The sequence below is a fragment of the Pseudomonas flavocrustae genome, assembly GCF_029872515.1.
In the GTDB taxonomy this organism is placed as follows: domain Bacteria; phylum Pseudomonadota; class Gammaproteobacteria; order Pseudomonadales; family Pseudomonadaceae; genus Chryseomonas; species Chryseomonas aestiva.
Genome location: NZ_JAPDIQ010000005.1, coordinates 313,313 through 331,517, shown reverse-complemented (window position 1 = coordinate 331,517; position 18,205 = coordinate 313,313). Strand labels below are relative to the sequence as shown.

Here is an 18,205-nt window from a genome sequence, read left to right as displayed (position 1 = left end):
GTGTCAGCGAGAGACACACTGAGCGCCTTGTCTATTCAAGCGAGCCCGACCTCTCAAGGCTGGCCGATTGGCCATCGTCATTGCGACCGACGATGCCGGTCATGGCTTCGTCGATGGGAATAACCGTGGTGGCGCGATAACCGCTGAAATGGGTGAGCTTGACGGACTTGAGGCGCATGGGGATTTCCTTATCTACAGCTGGCCAGAGAAGGCTTTAAGGCTTAAAGACTCAAAAACCGGAAAGTCTTTGTATTCATCTTGCTTCTTCTTCATGCCAAAGACAGCGGAAACAAACCTCACAAACTCATCTTGCAAATCTCTCGGTGGCAGCGGCAGTAAAAAATCTCGAATCATGCCTAGATTTAGATTTTTCTGACGGACCCCACGCCTACGCGAAAGATAACTATCTTTCGCGTAGTCAATGTATGAGTACAGCCATTCAACACTTGCAAGCTCATTACACTCAACATTTGCACAAGCCTGATTGCAAGAAGAGTCTTCCTTCAGAATCGATATCTTCATTGCCGCCGTGTCATACATACCAACCAACAAAGAGCCTTTCTTGAAAATCTTTGCGGCACTATTCTTTATCGCCAACTCTGAAATTTTCTCCACCGAACCATCGAGATAGCGAGAGTTCAACTCTCCCGCAGAGTACCAATTAATCTCTCCCTCGAAAAAATCAGAAACAGTTCTTGATGGCGTTCCACCGCTAGACCATGTGCCGACTTCTCCAAATCGCTTTAACGGCCACCCCTTCGGATTGGTCACCGGGTCGCCGAATATGTCCAAAAACACGGCACGGAGGAAGTCGTCGGCGAGCTGGATGGCTTGCTGGCGTTTGCGGCGGATGGCGTCGGCCTTGTCGAGGATGGCGGCGATGCGCTTTTGTTCGGGTAGGGGTGGGAGGGGAATTTCCAAATCCTGAAACCTACCAACATCCAAGTTTGAAATATTTGTCGTTTGGCGGCCACAGTGCCTGATCTTATGCTGAGTGGCTGGACAGGCCACCCAGTGATACAAGTATCTAGAGTCAACGCGGGATTCTTTCGCTCTTACGATTGAAATGAAGCCACCAGCAGTCGCCTCATAGGTTAGCTTTGGCACATAGCTGGCTTTCCCGACAAGCTCCCAGCTATTTGCTGAAGAAACTAAGATATCCCCTTCCCGAAGCTCCTGCTCTTTCCTTCTTACAAATCCAGAAGGCACAGCAATTAGATTACTCTGATCCAGCCCCGCCACCTGAATATTTTTTGTACGCATAACAACTGTAGAGCCCTCCGAGAATGGCTCTACTTGATCCTCGGGCGTAAAGGTGACGCCTCGAATAAAGGAAATAACCTCGCTCAACCTAGATATAGGCCAACTCACAGCATCGCCTCCAGCTCGTCCAGATCTGCCAGAATTCCCTGCTCCAGTCCTTTGAGCCGTTGCAGAATCACCTTCGGGTCTTCGTACTGCTCCTGCTGGTACTCCACCTCCTTGTAGCGGTTAATGGAGAGGTCGTACTTGTTGGTGGCGATGTCTTCGGCGGGCACGACAAAGGCCTTTTTGCGCTTGTCGCCATACAGGGTGTTGATGGTGCTGGCGCTGATATTGCCCTCGACCATCTGCCGGTATTTGTGCCACTGGGCGATCGCGTCGGGCAGGTCGTTGCTGCCCTCGCCTTTCAGTTCGGTACGCTTGTCGTCCAGCGAGTAACCGTCTGCCTGCAGGTCATAAAACCACACGCGCTCGGTGGTGCCGCCCTTGGTGAAAATCAGGATGGCGGTGCTGACGCCGGCGTAGGGTTTGAACACGCCGCTGGGCAGGCTGACGATGCCTTCCAGTTGGTTGTTATCGAGCAGCTCCTGGCGCAGTTGCTGGTGGGCCTTGGAGGAGCCAAACAGCACGCCGTCCGGCACGATCACCGCCGCGCGACCACCGAGCTTGAGCGAGCGGAGGATATGGGCAACAAACAGCAGCTCGGTCTTCTTGGTTTTCACCAGGCCGAGCACGTCGGGGTTGGTGTTGGTTTCGTCCAGGCTGCCTTTGAACGGAGGGTTGGCCAGCACCACGTCGAAGAAGTCCTGCTCCTGGCGCGGGTAGTGCTCCTTGATGGATTTGCCCAGGGAGTCCTGATAACGAATGTTCGCGCCGTTCACGCCGTGGAGCATCATGTTCATGCTGGAGACGCGCAGCATGGTGGTGTCGAAGTCAAAGCCCCAGAACATGCGCTTGTTGATGTGATCGCGATAAGGCTCCAGCAGGTCACCGGTGTAATGCTGGTTACCGTCCTCATCGGTAATGATGCCCGCCTCGCTGGAATGCACTCGATTTAGGTATTCCATAGTGCGGGCGAGAAAGCCTGCCGTGCCGCACGAAGGGTCACAGATGACTTCGCTCGGCTGCGGAGCGATCAGCTCGATCATTGCGTCGATGATATGGCGCGGCGTGCGGAACTGGCCGTTGATGCCGGCGGTGGTGAGCTTGCTCAGCAGGTATTCGTAGATATCGCCCTTCACGTCGCTCTGGGTCAGGGGCAGGTCATTGACCATTTCCACGGCAGAGGTGAGCACGGACTCGTTCTTGATCTCCAGATCGGCGTCCTGCATGTATTCGCCGATGTGTCCCAGCCCCTCAAGAGCGCTGCCCTCCTCGCCCAGGCCATCTACCGCATCGGACTTTCTGCCTAGTTTGGCAAAGTACGGATAGACGCTCTGCTTGAGGTGCTTGTGCAACTCCGGCCCACTCTTGTGCCGGAAGTTCTTCCAGCGCAGGAGCTGGCCTTCCGGGGTATTGGGGAACAGGCGGTCGAAGGGCTTGCCGGTGCGGTTGGCTTTGCGTTCGGCCACGTCTTCCTGCATGTCGAGCATGCGGGCGAACATCAGGTAGCTGATCTGCTCGATCACGGTCAGCGGGTTGGTGATGCCGCCGGTCCAGAATTTTTCCCAGAGCTTGTCGATATCGTTGCGGATTTTGCCGGTGAGCATCAGGCGGTCTCGTAGTCGGTTTCAGTGTCGGTTTCGGCGAGCAGCTCTTCATCGTCGGCGCTGTCAGTCAGCACCTCGATATTCTGCTCGGTAGGGATGAAGTCGATTTCCAGCGCAGCCTTGTCGGCGAAATAGGCTGGTAGCTGCGCCTTGATGGCGGGTGCCAGGTTCTTGAATTCGCCCACCTGTTTGACCAAGTTGCCCTTGCCGCTGACCAGTTGGCCTTCGGCCTTGACGTAGGCTTCGGTGGCCGTTTCCAGGCCCTTCTTGATCTTCTCGAAGCTGGCGAGGAAGGTGTTGAGCTTTTTGAAGACCGCCTCTGCCCGGCTGGCCAGGGCGGCGGTGTGCTTGTTCTGATCCTCATAGCGCCAGAGCTGGCGGACAATGTTCAGGCTGGTCAGCAAGGTAGTGGGTGTGGCCACCAGCACATTGTTCTCGATGGCCCTCTGGAACAATGTTTCATCAGCCTTCAGGGCCTCAACAAACGCCGATTCGATGGGAATGAACATGAACACCATGTCCGGCGAATTCAGCCCTGGCAGCTTGTAGTAATCACGATCCGCCAGCTCCTTGATCCGATTACCGACAGCCTGCACATGCTCTTTGAGGGCAATAGCGCGCTCGCTCTCGTCCTCGGCATTCACAAAGCGGGTATAGGCATTGAGCGATACCTTGGCGTCGATGATCAGGTGCTTGCCCTGCGGCAGGTACACCACGGCATCAGGACGCTGGCGGCCCTCTTCAGTAGTAAAACTGACTTCGCGATCGTAATCCTTGCTCTTCTGCAGGCCGGAGCGATCCAGCACGTTCTCAAGCACCAGCTCACCCCAGTTACCCTGAAGCTTCTTCTGGCCGCGCAGTGCGGTAGAAAGCTCGTGAGCTTCAGTGGTGATCTGCTGGTTCAGCGCCTTGAGAGACTCCAGCTCCTTGCGCAGCTCCCCTTGCTGGGTGGTTTCGCGGTGGTGGATCTCCTGCACTTCACGCTTGAAGATGTCGATCGACTGCTGGAACGGCGTCATCACGGCACTCAGGCTGAGCTTGCTGCTTTCCTGCAGGGCCTGGGTTTTCGCTTCCAGAATCTCGTTGGAGAGCAGCTTGAACTGCTCGCTCAGGCTGGCTTTCTGTTGCTCGAAGTTGGCCAGCTCCCGGGCATGGCTGGCTTCGCGCTCATCCAGCTCGGTTCTGAGCTTGGTGTACTCGCTGCTCTGTGCGGTAAAGCGGGCATGGAGCGCTTCGTAGCGCTCAGTGGCAGCCACTTGCTGGGCTTTGATGTCTTGCAATTGCTCGCGTACTTCGCGCTCGGATGTCGCCAAGGATTGGCTGCGTTTGCCTTCGTTTGCTAGCGAATCCTTCAGCTGATCCCGATCAGTTTGCAGTTGTGCATTAACGGTCTCGGCAGCATTTAGTCGATCACGCAATTCGGCCACAAGCTCTTCACGTTTTTGCAGCGACGTATTGAGCTCCGCATGTTGATTGCTGAGTGGCTGATAACGCCCAAGCAGCTCATTGTATTGCTGGGTTCGGCTGGCCAATTGCTGACGAATCTCAGCGAGTTGTTCGCGTGCCTCGCGCTCGCCTGTTGCCGCCACCTTGGCGCTGGCATCCAGGCTTGCCAGCTCGTTTTTGAGGTTGTCGCGCTCGCCTTGCAGCGAGGTGATAGCGGCTTGCGCCATGCTCAGACGATCGCGCAGGTCGGTGACTTGCTCGTGCAGCGATCGGCTATCGGCTTGCGCGGTTTCGAGGCGCTTGGCGGTTTCGTGATGCTGCCGATTGGCGTCCTCAAGTTTTAGATTTTGGGCTGCCTTTGCGTCTTTGCTCTCCTGCAGCTCGTGATTCAGTCGCGTCACGTTATCGAAAGCCGCCTGCAGTTTGGCCTTCAGTGTGCTTTCTGCGACTTGAAGCTCCTGACTGCGTGCTTCTGCAGCCTTGAGTTGCTCACTCAGCGCCGTGCTAGCGGCCATTGCTGAGGCCTGCCCCTGTTGCGCCTGCTCAAGCTGTGCGGTCAGCGTGCCGATCTGTCGGCCCTGCCGAGGGGTGGCGATGAAGTAGCCGATCACAAGACTGGCTAAGGCGAGTACCGCGCTGATCACGATGATTTCAGTCGTCCATTGGCTGGCTTGCATGATCACTCCTAGTGACTGGCTGGCGGGTTATCCCCGCGCAAAAAGGGCTTGAGCACGGCGACCAGCTCGGTGACATCGTCAGGCGTGAATACACCGTCGATACCGTCGTGAGCGATGCTGGAAAAAGGCGCGTCGTAGAGCTTTTCGATGACGATGCTGCCGTGCTGGGCAATGTAGGTTTTAAGCAGGTTCATAAAGCGCACCTGCTGGGCTGTAAGAGTTGGATGGCTATGAAGGAAGCTTTTGAAATGCTGCTCGATTGCCTGCGCATCCAGGCCGACAATCTCGCGCACGGTGAGGTGGAGCTGATCTGCCGTGCGGCCGTAGAACTCGTTGAGCACTTCCAGGCTCACCCCCGGATGACTTGTGAGAATGGTTGAGGTGAGCGTTTTCAGCTCTGCCTCCGCGATGGGCTCGCCTTTATGGATCCTCTGCAGGGTCGGGTTGGCAGCCAGCATGCCGTCGAGAATGTCCTTCAGACGGCGGCGGTAGATCATCGCCTCGTTGGCCCCGGCAATTTTCACTTCGCGTACGCCGACCTGTACGCCACCGTCACCGGTCGTGGTGCTGGGCATTGCGTAACCGCCACCGCCTGTTGTCTGGCGGTACTTCATGATGCCGCGCAGCTCCTTACGGGCGTTCTCCAGCTTTTCTATTGTCGGCTTAAGCCAGAAATCTGCGCTGCGAACCTCGGCGATGATCAAATCCTTCTGGCGTACCGCCTGGATGTTGACCGCCAGCTTGTCCAGCTCAGCGAGCAAGGCGTTCTTGCCGTCCTCAAAGCAGCTAGCTTGGTCAACCATACAACGCTGGATACCCGCCATAAGCTTGTCAAAAGCGGTGGCATGCTTATCGCTCAGAACCCGGGCAGACATCAGTGGCGCGATGGTGCCAGTCAACAGGTGTTGGGTTTTCGCGTTGAAGCTCATCAGCATATCGGTCTGCTGCAGCTGGTGAACCAGGCGCAGCTCGCGCTTCACCGCGACGCTATCCTCAGGCAAATCGTTGATATCCGAACGCAGCAACGCGACAGCCGCATCGAAGGCAGCAGCATGATTCTTTTTCAGTGCGGCCTGGGCCAACTCCAAACGTGCCTCGAAGGTGGTTTGCAGTAGAGACTTGCCACCCGTGTCTTCTGGCTCCTGATATTCCTCCTCGAAAAAATCGAAGTTTCCGTAGTGGTCGAATATGAGGAACTCGGTCTTGTCCTTGCCCGGGCCGAACAGGTTCGGGCGCAGACGAGTGCCACGGCCGATCATCTGCCAGAACTTGACCCAGGATTTGACCGGCTTGGCGAAGACCAGATTGACCACTTCAGGCACGTCGATACCGGTGTCGAGCATGTCCACCGAGATGGCGATACGGAAGTCGTTATCAGGCTTCTTGAACTCCTTGATCAGCGTATCCACATGCGGAATTTCGTTGTGGATGACCTTGCAGACCTTGCTGCCGTACTGCGGGTAGAGCTTGCAGAACAGCTTTTCCAGATGCTCGGCATGGTCCTGCCGCTGGGCAAAGACGATTGTCTTGCCCACCAGAGAGCCAGTCTCATCCTTGATGCCGTTGTTGACCAGGTTTTCCAGAATGATGCGATCGGTGTCTTCGCTGAAAATCTTGCGGCCGATGTCCTTGCCAGCAATGGTGGTGCGCCTGGCCTCTTCCTCGCCCAGATCCTCTTCAAGCTGGCGCTTCTGCTCTTCGCTCAGGTCGTTGTAGTGGATGCCGTCGCGCAGGAAGTCCGTTGTCAGGTCTTTCACCTTGGGCGGTACCAAGTAAGGCGGATCGTTGTTGATCGCCTTATCTAGTCCGTACTCGAAGGTTGGGTCCGTGGTGTCACAGTCGAACAGGTCGAAAGTATTGCGGCTGACGAACTTGACCGGCGTGGCTGTCAGCCCCACCTGCAGCGCATCGAAGTAATCGAACAGGTCGCGGTACTTGTTATAGATACTGCGGTGGCTTTCGTCGGCGATAATCAAGTCGAAAAAGCCAACATCGAGCTGGGCGAAGCGGTTCATCATGCCCGGGTAGGTGGCAATGTAGATGCGCGCGGTCTGGTCCACCTTGCCGGTTTCGCCAATCACGCAGCGGGGCTCGCTCGGCAGATTCTGCTTGAACGCATCATCGGCTTGGACGCGCAGCTCTTTGCGGTCGCAAAGAAACAGCACACGCTTCGCCCAGCCGGTACGCAGCAGCAATTCGGCCAGACCGATTGCAACGCGAGTCTTACCGGTGCCGGTAGCCTGGATGATCAACGCCTTGCGACGTTGATCCTGGAAATGCCTGGCGACCGTCTTGATGGCCTCGATCTGGTAATCACGGTCCGCGATGTTCAGATCAGGGTTGAATCTCTCGGGCTCAGGGTCGCGGTACTGCCGCTGGTAGGTGAGATATTCCAGGCTGTCCTTGCTATAGAGGCCGTACACCGGACGATAGGCGTTGTACTGCTTGTCGTCCCAGATGAAGGTTTCATAGCCGTTGCTGTAAAAGATGACCGGGCGCTGCTTGCCCATCCGTTCGAAACCATCGGCGTACATACGGGCCTGCTCCCGGCCAGCCTGCAGACTCACATTCCCGGATTTCTTGGCTTCAATCACAGCCAGAGGCTGTCCGTTGTCGCCCCATAGCACATAGTCCGCACGGCCTTTGCCAGAGACGTTATCGGGGAAGTCCACATCCACTTCCAGGCCAACCTGCGCTGGATCGCTGACATCCCAGCCGGCCTGCAGCAGCATGGCGTCGATCAGCAGCGCGCGGGTCTTGGCCTCGTTCCATTGCAGGCTGTCGGCAACCTGTTGGCTCTGCTGTTGGCGCTTCTGCTGATCAGGCTTGGCAGGAGGTTCGAGCTTGTCGAGGTTGCGGGTGCGCTCCTGCTCCAGCTTATCCATGACGCGCTGAAGCTCTTCCTGCTGCTGGTTGAGTTCTTTTTCGTAGCTGGAAACGGTTTTCTGCAAGCTGACCAGCGCTGCAGTCGGATCCTGAACTTCGGAAAACTCGGGAATTGTCGCTTGCGCTGTGCCGTAGTACTTGATGGCCATGTACATGGCCAGCTGGTAGGCAGTCTTGAGCGCCGCCTGTGCGTCGCGCAGCTCGCCTTCGGCACCGTGGGCAGTATCGTTTCCCTGGATACGCAGAAAGTTGATCTGATGAACCAAGGGCTTACTGACGCAATCGACGAACACCGGATTTTTTACCAGCTCATAGAAGCTCGACTGCGGCAAACGCGGCAGCAGCTCTTCCTTGTAGATGGCTTTGGTCAGCTCTTCGGCAAAGCTGCGCAGGCGAGTAAGTGCACTGCCCGGATCGATGTGCAGTACCGCCTCGGCGAGGCCGGCCAAGTTCGCCAGCAGCTCGTTGCCCGGGCGAAGAAACTCGAAGTTAACTGATTTCATGTGGGCGATTCTGTTCATAACGGTCTTTTAGCGAGGACCGTGCCAGGTTTTATTCGATACCGTACTTTTCCATCCAATTGCTCAGCGTCTGCTGGCTTTTGAGGCCAAGTAGGCTAGCCGCACGGGTCTTGTTGTTGCCGGTAAGCGCCAAAGCCTTACGCAGATAATGCCCTGCTACCTCAGCAATTATCTTTTGTAAATCAACGCCTTGCGCAACATTCATTGCCAGTACATCGGCCTGCGCGTGCGGCAATTTGAACAGTGCCTGCTCGATATCATGAGCAGCAATTAGATTGCCCGAGCACCAGAGAGCCGCGCGCAACAGAGTAGACTGCAGTTCGCGAACGTTGCCACGCCAGGGATGCTGAAGGATAAGATTTTTTGCTTCGGCAGAAATTTTCTTATCGCCAAGGCTGGCATCCTGGCTAGCAATGCCGGCCAGCAGCTTTTCCGACAGTAACAGCAGATCACCTTCGCGCTCTCGAAGCGGCGGGAGGTGCAGTACACCTACAGCGATGCGATAAAACAGGTCTTCACGGAAGCGCCCACGAGCAACTTCCTGCATCAGATTGCGGTGAGTGGCGGCAATCAGCCGCACATCGACCTTGAGCTCCTGGCTAGAGCCTACCGGAGTAAAGGTACCTTCCTGCAGTACGCGCAGGAGGCGCACTTGGACATCCGGCGTTAGCTCGCCGAACTCATCCAGAAAAAGCGTGCCGCCATGAGCCTGTTGGAACACTCCGGGTCGATCTGTAATCGCGCCAGTGAACGCGCCCTTCTTGTGGCCAAACAAGGTGGAGTCAATCAGTTCCGGCACGATGGCACCGCAGTTCACCGCAACAAAGGGCGCTGCAGAACGTGGACCAGCGTTGTGAATGGCGCGGGCAAACAACTCTTTGCCAGTGCCGGTTTCGCCGTAAATCAACACTGGGATCTGCTTCGCCGCGAGTATCTGCGCCTGAGCCTTGAGCGCCAGCATACGCTCGCTCTGCGTCACAATGCTGTCGAAGGCTGCATCCACGGGGGCATCCAGCCCGGCAAGCTGAACCAGCTTGTCGGTGCTTATGGTATCGGCAGCCGGGACATACTCGGCGGCGATCTCAAACGGCACCTCGACCTGCTGCACGCCTTGCTCAAGTGACGACTGGTAGAAGGTTGCCGGATAGCGTGTTTTGCCCAGCAGAATCCACACTGCTTGCATGGCCGGTGTGCCGGGACTGAGCAGAATGGAAAGCTTATTGCTGGAGATGCTCAGGCGTTTTAACTGCTGGCTGGCGGCTTGGTAGATTTCCCCGAAATGAACGGGAGAAGACAGGGAAACGTAATGCGCTGCGATTGATACATCGACCTGCTGGCGCAGCCAGTCCAGGTAGGGTTCAACGATCTCGGCGGGATATGAACAGAGCAGCTCGACGCTATCAAAACCTACCCTGTTTAGGGTCGATAGAATCGGGCCTACCTCACCGCCCTCAACTGCCTTGAGATCATTCCCGCCCACCCAGCTTGCCAATACGCTTTGCTTCTTTACCACTGTCCCTGTACCCCCGGCTTCCCTCTTGCCTGCCTGCAGGCAGGAAAAAATGTGCTCTGGTTCGCGCCATGGATAGTAAACCAATCCGTCGATCCGGGTCTTCAAATGTCTGACTACATGTACAAGCTGAGGTGTAGCCGGCAGGGACTGGTGACTCCACCAAGCGAAGATTAGCGAGTGAATGGAGCAGTCTTGCCACTACCAAGGGGGAACAATGAAGGAGCCTTTCGGCCCCTTCCGAACTTAGTTAACCAACAGGTTCTCAAGCTTCTCGATCAGATGATGCAGGGGACTTCGACCCTGCAGGCGCGTCTCGAAAACTTCATTCCGGTGGTAGGCGACCCAGGTTTCGAGGGCGTGCCGATTATCCTTCTCGTAGCCGGAGCCGAGGATGCAGACAAGCTCGGTGCCATGGGGGTTCTCAAGGTAGAGACTCATGGCTGAAGCCAGATGCTTAAGGTACTTATACTCGCGAGCCTCCATCGGTGGATGCAGAGGGGTCACGTTGTCATGTTTGATCAGTTTCATAGTGGAACTCCTCAGCCCTTGAGATTGGCTTTGATCAGGTTGTCGAAGGCACTGCCATCACGCCGGGTCAGGTTGGGGACATAGCGCGAATAGACACGGAACAGCATCTCGGTGGTGGTGTGTCCCATTTGCCTGGCGATCCACTCCGGGTTTTCGCCTGCAGCTAGCCAGAGGGTCGCGGCCGTATGACGAGTTTGGTAGGGACGCCGCCTACGCAGACCCAGGTGACGCAGCAGCGGATACCAAACCCGGTCGTTGATGTTGCGGTATGCGTGCGGCGTACCTTCGCGGGTGCTAAAGACAAACTGTCCGCTGCCCGTCTTCTTCTGCTGATCAAGCAGGGCCTTGTACACCGGGCCAGACATGTCGATTTCGCGTTGCGAGCCGTCATTCTTCGTGTAGTCGAGCCGGCCACCGACCCAAGTTTCGCGGACAAGGATTTGCCGCCTCTGAAAGTCGACGAATTTCCACTGCAGGCCGTCGACTTCTCCCGTGCGCATCCCGGTGAAGAAACGCACCGTGTAATAACTACGGAAGTCTTCGCGCACAGCACTGAGAATTTGCAGTACTTCGTCCAGAGCGAATGGCTCCACATCGGTCTTGGGAACCTTCAGCGATTTGATGTTGAGATATGGCGAGGTAAACTCGAAGCGGTCAGCTGCCTCACTAAGGATCATGCGCAATGGCGTCATGATGTGGTTGATTCTCGTCGCTGTCAGACTCTGACCTTTCTGCCCGGGGACTTTGCCGAGTGCCGAGCGGAATGACAGAAGTTCTGCTTTGGTGATGGCGCTGACCTCTTTTTTGCCGAACTCAGGCAGCAAGTGCTTATCAAGGGTAAGGCGCACGGTTTTGGCGTGCGTATCACGCCATTCGACCCTCATCTCCTCAAACCACAATTCGGCAAAATCCTTGAAAAGTGGTGTTTTCAGTGATGCACAGCCAGCCTGCAGCCGACTGATCTCTTGCACCTTGCTGCTTTGAGGGAAGTAGGTGGCGTAGTCGAAGCAGCCGAGGGTGATTTCCGCCTCTATGCGCTCCAGGATCTTCTCCAGCTTTTTACGGTTGGCAGGCGTATCAGGCAACGTAGTCTGCTCGCGGCACCGCTGATCCAGGTAGGTGAAGTCAAAGAACAACTTCTCGTTGTCAGCGCGGGCGCGAACCTTACCCATGGCAGATACCTCCACCAGCCATCGGAACCAGCCCAGAAGCCCGCGAGAATTTCTGCATGTCTTCTTCGACGGCTTCCCATATGAAAAGGATCTTGCGGCCGCCAAAGGGATGGAAGTAGTGAATCCCTTCGAGCAGGACTGAGTCTTTCAAGCGATTACGGATGGTGCGCGCGTCGTACTTCATGCGCGTGGCCAGCTCTTCGGTAGTCAGGTATGTGTGAGACATGGATATGCCCTCTCTGCTAAATTGAACGACAGCGGATTCTTATGAGCTACTGACTACTCATAATGATCTCCTGAAGATCAATATAACGCTCATTTTGAGCTTTGCAAGGACAAAATGATCTTCTGCAGATCATTTTTGGAGATTAGGATGGTCAAGTGCCATTTGTCTCGCTTACTGGGCGAGCGGAAACTGAAGATCAGTGACGTAGTCAGGGACACCGGGATCAACCGCGGAACCCTCACGCGGCTGTATCACGAGACCGCGCAGAGGGTAGAGCTCAAGGACCTCGAAGCGATCTGCCAGTACCTGAACTGCCAAGTGGGAGACTTGCTAGAGTTGCAGGATGATCCGGAAGGCTGAATGTCCTCCGGACCTGGTCAGGCGCGAAAATGCCAGTCGATGGAAGCCATCAGCAGCAGGTAACGTAAGGCCGCGCCTGAATGCCTGTTCTGCTGCAATCCATCTTGGAGCTCCAGTGTGGCGCGAATGCCTAAATGCAGATTCTCCACCTCTGTATTCTCCGGCTGGAGCAGCGCGACTGGCTTCCGGGGGAGTCCAAGCACGCGGCGCCAATATGCTTTGCTCGCTCTCGGCTTTCGCCTGTCATAAACGATCAGCTCAATCGACCGCGCAGGAATGCCTAGCGCATTCAGCAGCCACAAGTAGTCCCGTGCCTGGTCCTCATCACGGTTACGGTAAAAGCGCAGAGTGCTTTCCGAGAACCAGCTTCGCTCTACAAAGTCATCTAGAACTCGATTGGCGCGATCGCCTTCGGCGCCTTCCAAGATCGTGTATAGACAGTGCGCGTAAACAGCTACTGAGTTGCGCCCCCCATGGCGCGGCGGCATCGGCACTAGCGATGGCGCATTGGTGTGTAACGAAAAACGCAGTCGGTGCTTGTTGCCATTACTAGACAAAGAGCTCTGTGCCAAACCTCGTATATAACGCGCCCGATCGAGCATCAAAGCCCGATCCTCTTGAGAAAACTCCAGCCAATCCAGATTAACCTGCTGATTGGCTTCCTCCGCATAGGAGGCATAGGCCAGCATGGACTCGATTTGGCAAACTCGCTCTATCGCCCAGTTTTGCTCAACGAACTGCGCGACTGGACGCATTACAGCTTTTCGAGTCCGCCTAAGCGCTCTGAGAGACCTGACCCGACCGATAACCTTCAGAAGGTGCTCAGCTTCCGAAGACGCCTCCATCGTAGGCAGACTCACCTGTGCAATCGACGCTACATTGTACGCGCTAAACAGCCAGGCTTTAGGGTTCCACTGCCAGGCTAGTGCCAACATCTGCGGGAGGCAGTGAACATAGTGCAGGAGCGACACCTTCGGGCTGCTATGGCCGAGCAAGGCGCTGACCACGTGGCCCACACGCCGTGTTGGCCCGCCACCGGGTGGTGCTAGCCCAGCACGCAATCTTTCTAGATCCTGCAGCCACCGGCTGGTCTGCGGTAGATCATCGAAAATAAGCTTCGGTGTGACGTTTGTAACTAAACCGCTCAGCTTGAGCATCAGCCAGGTTGCGCATGAGTGGCGCAGATGGTGGTAATGAATGACGTCCGAACCCGTCACAGCGCGCATGCAGGCATGTAATGCCGGCATTAAAGTGCTTTCGCTTATCCACTGTGATCTCAACTCTGGGATACAGAGCAGAAACTCCGAAAATGGCTTTTTACCTTCCTCTGCCTGACGTTGCTGGCACCAGCTCATCAACAAAGCAAGCTCATCAGGCTCTAGCAGCATCAAAAGGGGCAGTCTTCTGACCGAGTTTTGTGTTTTCAGGCCGCGCAGGGCGTGAGGTCGAATGAGCATGTCAATGGGCAAGTCAAGATGAACAAGCTCTGGTGGAGACAGTTTGCGCATATTTGGTTGACGCTGGTGAATGCGTTCGCTGCAATCCGCTGCTAGCAAGGGAAAATGTATATCGCATAGCCGTAGCTTCAGGGCTTCGTTACGCCGCAAGCCTAGCCGGAATCCTAAGATTAGGAATAACTTGGCCGCTGTCACCAAACGTGGTGTTCGAAGCTCCAGCCCGCAGGTATCAATAGCGCGTGAAACCGCCTGATACTGATCTTCGGAGAGGATACGTGCATCAACACTTGAGACGTCTTGGCCGATACCCAATACTGCAAAGGGGCTGATGGGAGGATAATGGTGATGGCGCTCCAGAAACGTATGAAACTCATAAATTGCTCTAGCCAGAGTCCGGCGCTTGCCATCGCTGGTCTGGGCCTCGAGCAAACCTTCATAAATGTTTTCCAGTGCATCTGGCTCCAGTCTGAATACCGTCAGACCATCTAGCTGTTCGAACGCCTGCCCTAGCAGTCGAACATAGCGGGCGACTGTCGATCGGCCGATACTGTTTCCATATACCGAGCCCCGAGAGAGCATGCAGCCTGCCCACTCCGTCACTAAGAGCTGAAGCTCACTGGCATCTTGGGGTGCCTCAATGCATTGTTCCGAGCGAATCTTTTGACATATCTCCAGTAACCAATCTGGCGCGTCCGCCCCCTCCTCTATTTCAGCCTCCCCACTAGCACTTCTTCCATAAGCATTAGCAGGGTCATCTAGTCCGGCGACCCCAAATATCTCTCCCCATGAGGAAGGGCGCAGTGAATGGGACACGAACATCTGTCGGCAGGCAAAATTGACTATCATCTGAGGCAGGTGCAACTGCACCTGCATACGTAGCAGCTCCAGTAGTTCTCTCGGACTGCCCGGGAGATCTTTAACGGGCATCCCAGATGACGTCAAAAATGCGTTAACGCATCGGAGCGTGCCCCCTCTACGCTGCAGCTGCTCTTTCAATAAGCGAAGATCGTCCGCGCACCGAAACATCAACATCAGCGTCGCCGGATCCGGGAACCACTGTCTGTGCTCGGCCTCTCGCTTGCCACGAAGCGATAAAGGAAGCCTTACCTCAGGCACACCCGCCAGCCATTCGATCCGCTCCAAGGGTACTGAAACGAGAGCATCCAGCTGAGCGATATCCAGCAACCCACCGCTATAGGCAGCGCTCATCAGCAGTAGTCCGACGCGCTGTGGAGGATGGAGCGACTCGAGATCGCGCCGGTAACCCATCTGTAAGGCCCTGAGCAACTGACGGCTGAGGCGTAATCGCTCAGCGGTGTACATATCTGGGTTGAACGGGTTTGCGGGACGTTCAACCGCGATGGCCAGGCGCGCCAGTGGGAATCTGGGGAGGTGGTTCCGCACCCGCTGGGTAATGCTTCGCAGCATGTTACGCAACGCCTGATCAGTTCCTAATTGAGCCTCCAACTCGCGTACATGCTCGACAGTGATGTCTCGAATGGCACATGCACCCAGTAACCACTGTCCCAGTGGCACTCCACATTCTTCAGCGATTCGCCTCAAACGCTCACGAACCATTCCTCTCCAGTCCGGCTCATAAGGTTCTGCAGACCATAAATACTCAACCTCCTGCTCGCTCAGACGTGTCATCTCATCGCCCCCACCGACTTCCCTGAACGTACCAGCCCAGTGTTTTCAGCAGTTGCGTTATCCAATCACCCACCACCCCGGCATAGGCTGCGGGACAAAACGATGAATACGGGTCTTGAGGCTCCTCTCCGCGCAGCCAGTGCCCCATAAATGCAGCAAGGACCTCTGCAGGACAGCCACGCTCGAACAGCTCTGTACGTACAAATTTTCGGTAAGCATTGACCCGATGTGGGATGTAATCAGCCACCTGCTCCATATACAGGTAAAGAGTGGCGGGCCTGATCTCTATGCGGCGGACTCCGCTATCACTGTGCGAGAGAAAGAACCCGCGAGACCATCGCTCTTGATCCTCCGAGGAGCCAGAGAGAAGCACTTTCGAGATAGCCGTGCAATGTGCGAGGTAGTGGGCCAATTGCCGTTGCAGCATTTCAGGCACCCAGACCAGCCGGCTCATGTGCCGATCGCCGTTGTCCTTGTCAGCTATAGCGCCAATCCTTAGTAGCGAATCAAATTCGTCGACTAACCGCAACGGGTTGCTGATCGCCCGGCAGCCCGTAGATAGCATGAACATTTGCACAACCCATAGGGTGTAGACGTTATGCCACGTAATCTGGTGAACAAGAGTCGATGACGGCTTCTTACGCAGGATGTTCGCCATGGCTCTTACATTGGATGCAATCGTCTCGGTCAATAGGCAGTGCGTGGCGCCCACACTTCCGTGCTGATCGACCTTATCCATTTCTGGCAATTGGTACGCTAAGCCAGCACAGGCATAGACACGTTGTAGGACGCGTCCCAGAGAAGAACTGTAGATGTGCTTTAAATGGCTGGCCCTAGGTTGCAGGTAATACTGTGGCGTTTGTGCGGAAGGCACGCGAACGCCAGACAGCATTCCAGCGATAGCTACGTCTTGAGTGTCCGCGGCGATCTGATAGAACAAGTAATTCCTGACCTTGCTCAGGGTGTATCTGGGATCGCTCTTGCCTAGAACCGAGAGAATCTTCCTGACTTCTGCGACCAGCTCTTCGGCCTGATGGGTAAAAACATAATCTGACGTGCGAGGAAAATGTCGCAATAGCACTGCTATCAAAGCAGAGCTTCCGGCCAGATCAGGCAGTAGCAGCCGGGCCTGTGAAGATCGAAATCCGTATTTAGCCTGCCAACGCTCATCTCCCGCCAATTCAGGATGACGAACAGGAACGCAGAACTGCGAGACCGCCCCTCTCAATAGGAACATACCGTCGATGCAATCTGTTTCTCGATCAACCACCGTTAGCTGAACGACCTGGTATGGAGCCTGTCCGAGCCAGAGGCTTATGTGCAGCATTAGGATGGCTTCCATCCGCAGCTGAAGTGGCACCTTATTCTGGCTATGAGTTAGCGCCTTCCGACATTCCTCAAACATATCACTGGCACCGAACAGCAGATCCCTCAGCTCTGTCAGCGTGAATTGTGTATATGTGAACGGCAACTGCTGGCGACTTCGTATTATGTGATTTTCGATGCTCTTCTGGCTGAGCAGATCAGCAACAAAAGGCCGCTCTGCACACATATCGTCCAGCACCCAGATTTCAGCAACAGGGCTCAACTCATCTGGAGCTAACTCAGCTATGTCGGTATCAGTAGTCGGGGGCTGGGTGAGGATTTGATAATGACCCGGCAACTGGTCAGGATCATCTGGATCGCCCAATGCAAAACCATCGCGATCCTCAGCAATGAAATGCGTCAATTCTAGAGCGACCGGTTTTCCGCGCCGGCCGCGGATACCGCCGCCGCCTGATCTCGTTGGCGGCTCCTCCCCCTGGCTGTAACGAACCAATCGAGTAATAGATGCGAACCGATCTGCATTCTCCGACCTAGAATCGGGTGCTGAGAAACCTCGACATGCCGCCACGAAGCTGGCTGTATCCCCCCAAACCCTCAGTTCAGGGGGAATGATCAGATGACGCGTTTCGCACAACCACCTCAAATCTAGAAACGCGGCATACCGCTGAGCAGACAGTGGCGACTGCCTAGGGGTCCGCGTTGCCGCGAGTAGCTGAGCGACCAGGCGGTCGTAGTCTGGTGCATTCTCCGTATCTCGTGGCGCATGCCACAGCGCTGCATAAGGGAACCCATACTTTTTCACCCCCTTGCTCAGTACTGGGTTTCGAATAGGTGGTGGTGTTCCCAACCAGAAGCGGTTCCCCAAACGCTCCGAGATTTGGGGCTGTCTGCTCAGCGAGACAATCCACAGGCATACCTCTCGCCACACGAGCGGGTCACAGCTCCCTATTCTGATAGGTGAACCAAGCTCGGATATACGCAATGCGCGCAGCAGCCCTGCCACCATACGTGGCAAGTCGATCAGATCTGGGTGTGCACAAAGGACATCAAGGATATCCCCCACTACTTGGCCGGATTGGCCTTGCTCTATGGCCAGAGAAATTAGCGTTTTTCGGTTCATGTGGTTACCGCTCTACAAAGGGTTCACCTCCATAGTGGGAGAGCCAAATCCCCTAATCGCGTACAGACGCGACCCGCGCATGCGCGGGTTTTCGATGCCTACCTAGTAGAACCTAGCTGCTGCCAGATGACTGGTTTTGGAATGAGACCCCGTGGCAGACCTTCAGTAAGCACTGCTATTCCAAGTTGCGAGACACCATGCTGCAGATGAAGCAGCGATAAAACCGAGTGGAGTCCAAAGGTGGTCTAACAGATTGAGCTCATCGACAGCGCTGCGGCGATTCATGTCTCAATTTAGCAAGGATGCGAAACTGGATCAGCTTTAACGGTATGACCTTTGAGCAACATCAAC

General features: G+C 55.6%; 12 protein-coding genes. 1 reads left to right on the top strand and 11 read right to left on the bottom strand.

Annotation, left to right across the window (positions count from 1 at the left end; genetic code table 11):
- Positions 1-31: 31 nt before the first annotated feature.
- From OMP44_RS13855 to OMP44_RS13815, 9 genes are all read right to left on the bottom strand, one after another.
- Positions 32-178: a hypothetical protein gene (locus tag OMP44_RS13855; RefSeq protein ID WP_186381155.1), complete on the bottom strand. Its 147-nt coding sequence runs from the start codon at positions 176-178 to the stop codon at positions 32-34.
- Positions 179-192: 14 nt separating this feature from the next.
- Positions 193-1,371, bottom strand: coding sequence for a restriction endonuclease subunit S (locus tag OMP44_RS13850; RefSeq protein WP_280308939.1), 1,179 nt, complete (start codon positions 1,369-1,371; stop codon positions 193-195).
- Positions 1,368-2,972 carry a type I restriction-modification system subunit M gene (locus OMP44_RS13845; RefSeq protein ID WP_280308937.1) on the bottom strand — a complete coding sequence of 535 codons (1,605 nt, stop codon included), beginning with the start codon at positions 2,970-2,972 and terminating at the stop codon, positions 1,368-1,370. The genes OMP44_RS13850 and OMP44_RS13845 overlap by 4 nt, the downstream gene beginning before the upstream one ends.
- A complete protein-coding gene (locus OMP44_RS13840) occupies positions 2,972-5,095 on the bottom strand; it encodes a DNA recombination protein RmuC (RefSeq protein ID WP_280308935.1) in 2,124 nt (707 codons plus the stop codon). The genes OMP44_RS13845 and OMP44_RS13840 overlap by 1 nt, the downstream gene beginning before the upstream one ends.
- 8 nt (positions 5,096-5,103) lie before the next feature.
- Positions 5,104-8,484 carry a DEAD/DEAH box helicase family protein gene (locus OMP44_RS13835; RefSeq protein WP_348529680.1) on the bottom strand — a complete coding sequence of 1,127 codons (3,381 nt, stop codon included), beginning with the start codon at positions 8,482-8,484 and terminating at the stop codon, positions 5,104-5,106.
- A gap of 49 nt (positions 8,485-8,533) precedes the next feature.
- Positions 8,534-10,120: a sigma-54 interaction domain-containing protein gene (locus tag OMP44_RS13830; RefSeq protein WP_280308931.1), complete on the bottom strand. Its 1,587-nt coding sequence runs from the start codon at positions 10,118-10,120 to the stop codon at positions 8,534-8,536.
- A gap of 138 nt (positions 10,121-10,258) precedes the next feature.
- Entirely contained in the window at positions 10,259-10,543 is a 285-nt protein-coding gene (locus OMP44_RS13825) for a hypothetical protein (protein ID WP_280308930.1), read from the bottom strand.
- 11 nt (positions 10,544-10,554) lie between these two features.
- Positions 10,555-11,715 (bottom strand): Arm DNA-binding domain-containing protein, encoded by a 1,161-nt coding sequence (locus OMP44_RS13820; RefSeq protein WP_280308929.1) that lies wholly within the window; start codon positions 11,713-11,715, stop codon positions 10,555-10,557.
- Positions 11,708-11,941 (bottom strand): hypothetical protein, encoded by a 234-nt coding sequence (locus tag OMP44_RS13815; protein ID WP_348529678.1) that lies wholly within the window; start codon positions 11,939-11,941, stop codon positions 11,708-11,710. The genes OMP44_RS13820 and OMP44_RS13815 overlap by 8 nt, the downstream gene beginning before the upstream one ends.
- Positions 11,942-12,055: 114 nt before the next feature.
- Between OMP44_RS13815 and OMP44_RS13810 the strand changes: the two genes are divergently transcribed.
- A complete protein-coding gene (locus OMP44_RS13810; protein ID WP_431312641.1) occupies positions 12,056-12,301 on the top strand; it encodes a helix-turn-helix domain-containing protein in 246 nt (81 codons plus the stop codon).
- 17 nt (positions 12,302-12,318) lie between these two features.
- Here OMP44_RS13810 and OMP44_RS13805 read toward each other — a convergent pair whose 3' ends face one another.
- Positions 12,319-15,408, bottom strand: coding sequence for a hypothetical protein (locus tag OMP44_RS13805; RefSeq protein WP_280308924.1), 3,090 nt, complete (start codon positions 15,406-15,408; stop codon positions 12,319-12,321).
- Between the two features lies 1 nt (position 15,409).
- Positions 15,410-17,137, bottom strand: coding sequence for a hypothetical protein (locus OMP44_RS13800; RefSeq protein WP_280308922.1), 1,728 nt, complete (start codon positions 17,135-17,137; stop codon positions 15,410-15,412).
- Positions 17,138-18,205 lie beyond the last annotated feature (1,068 nt).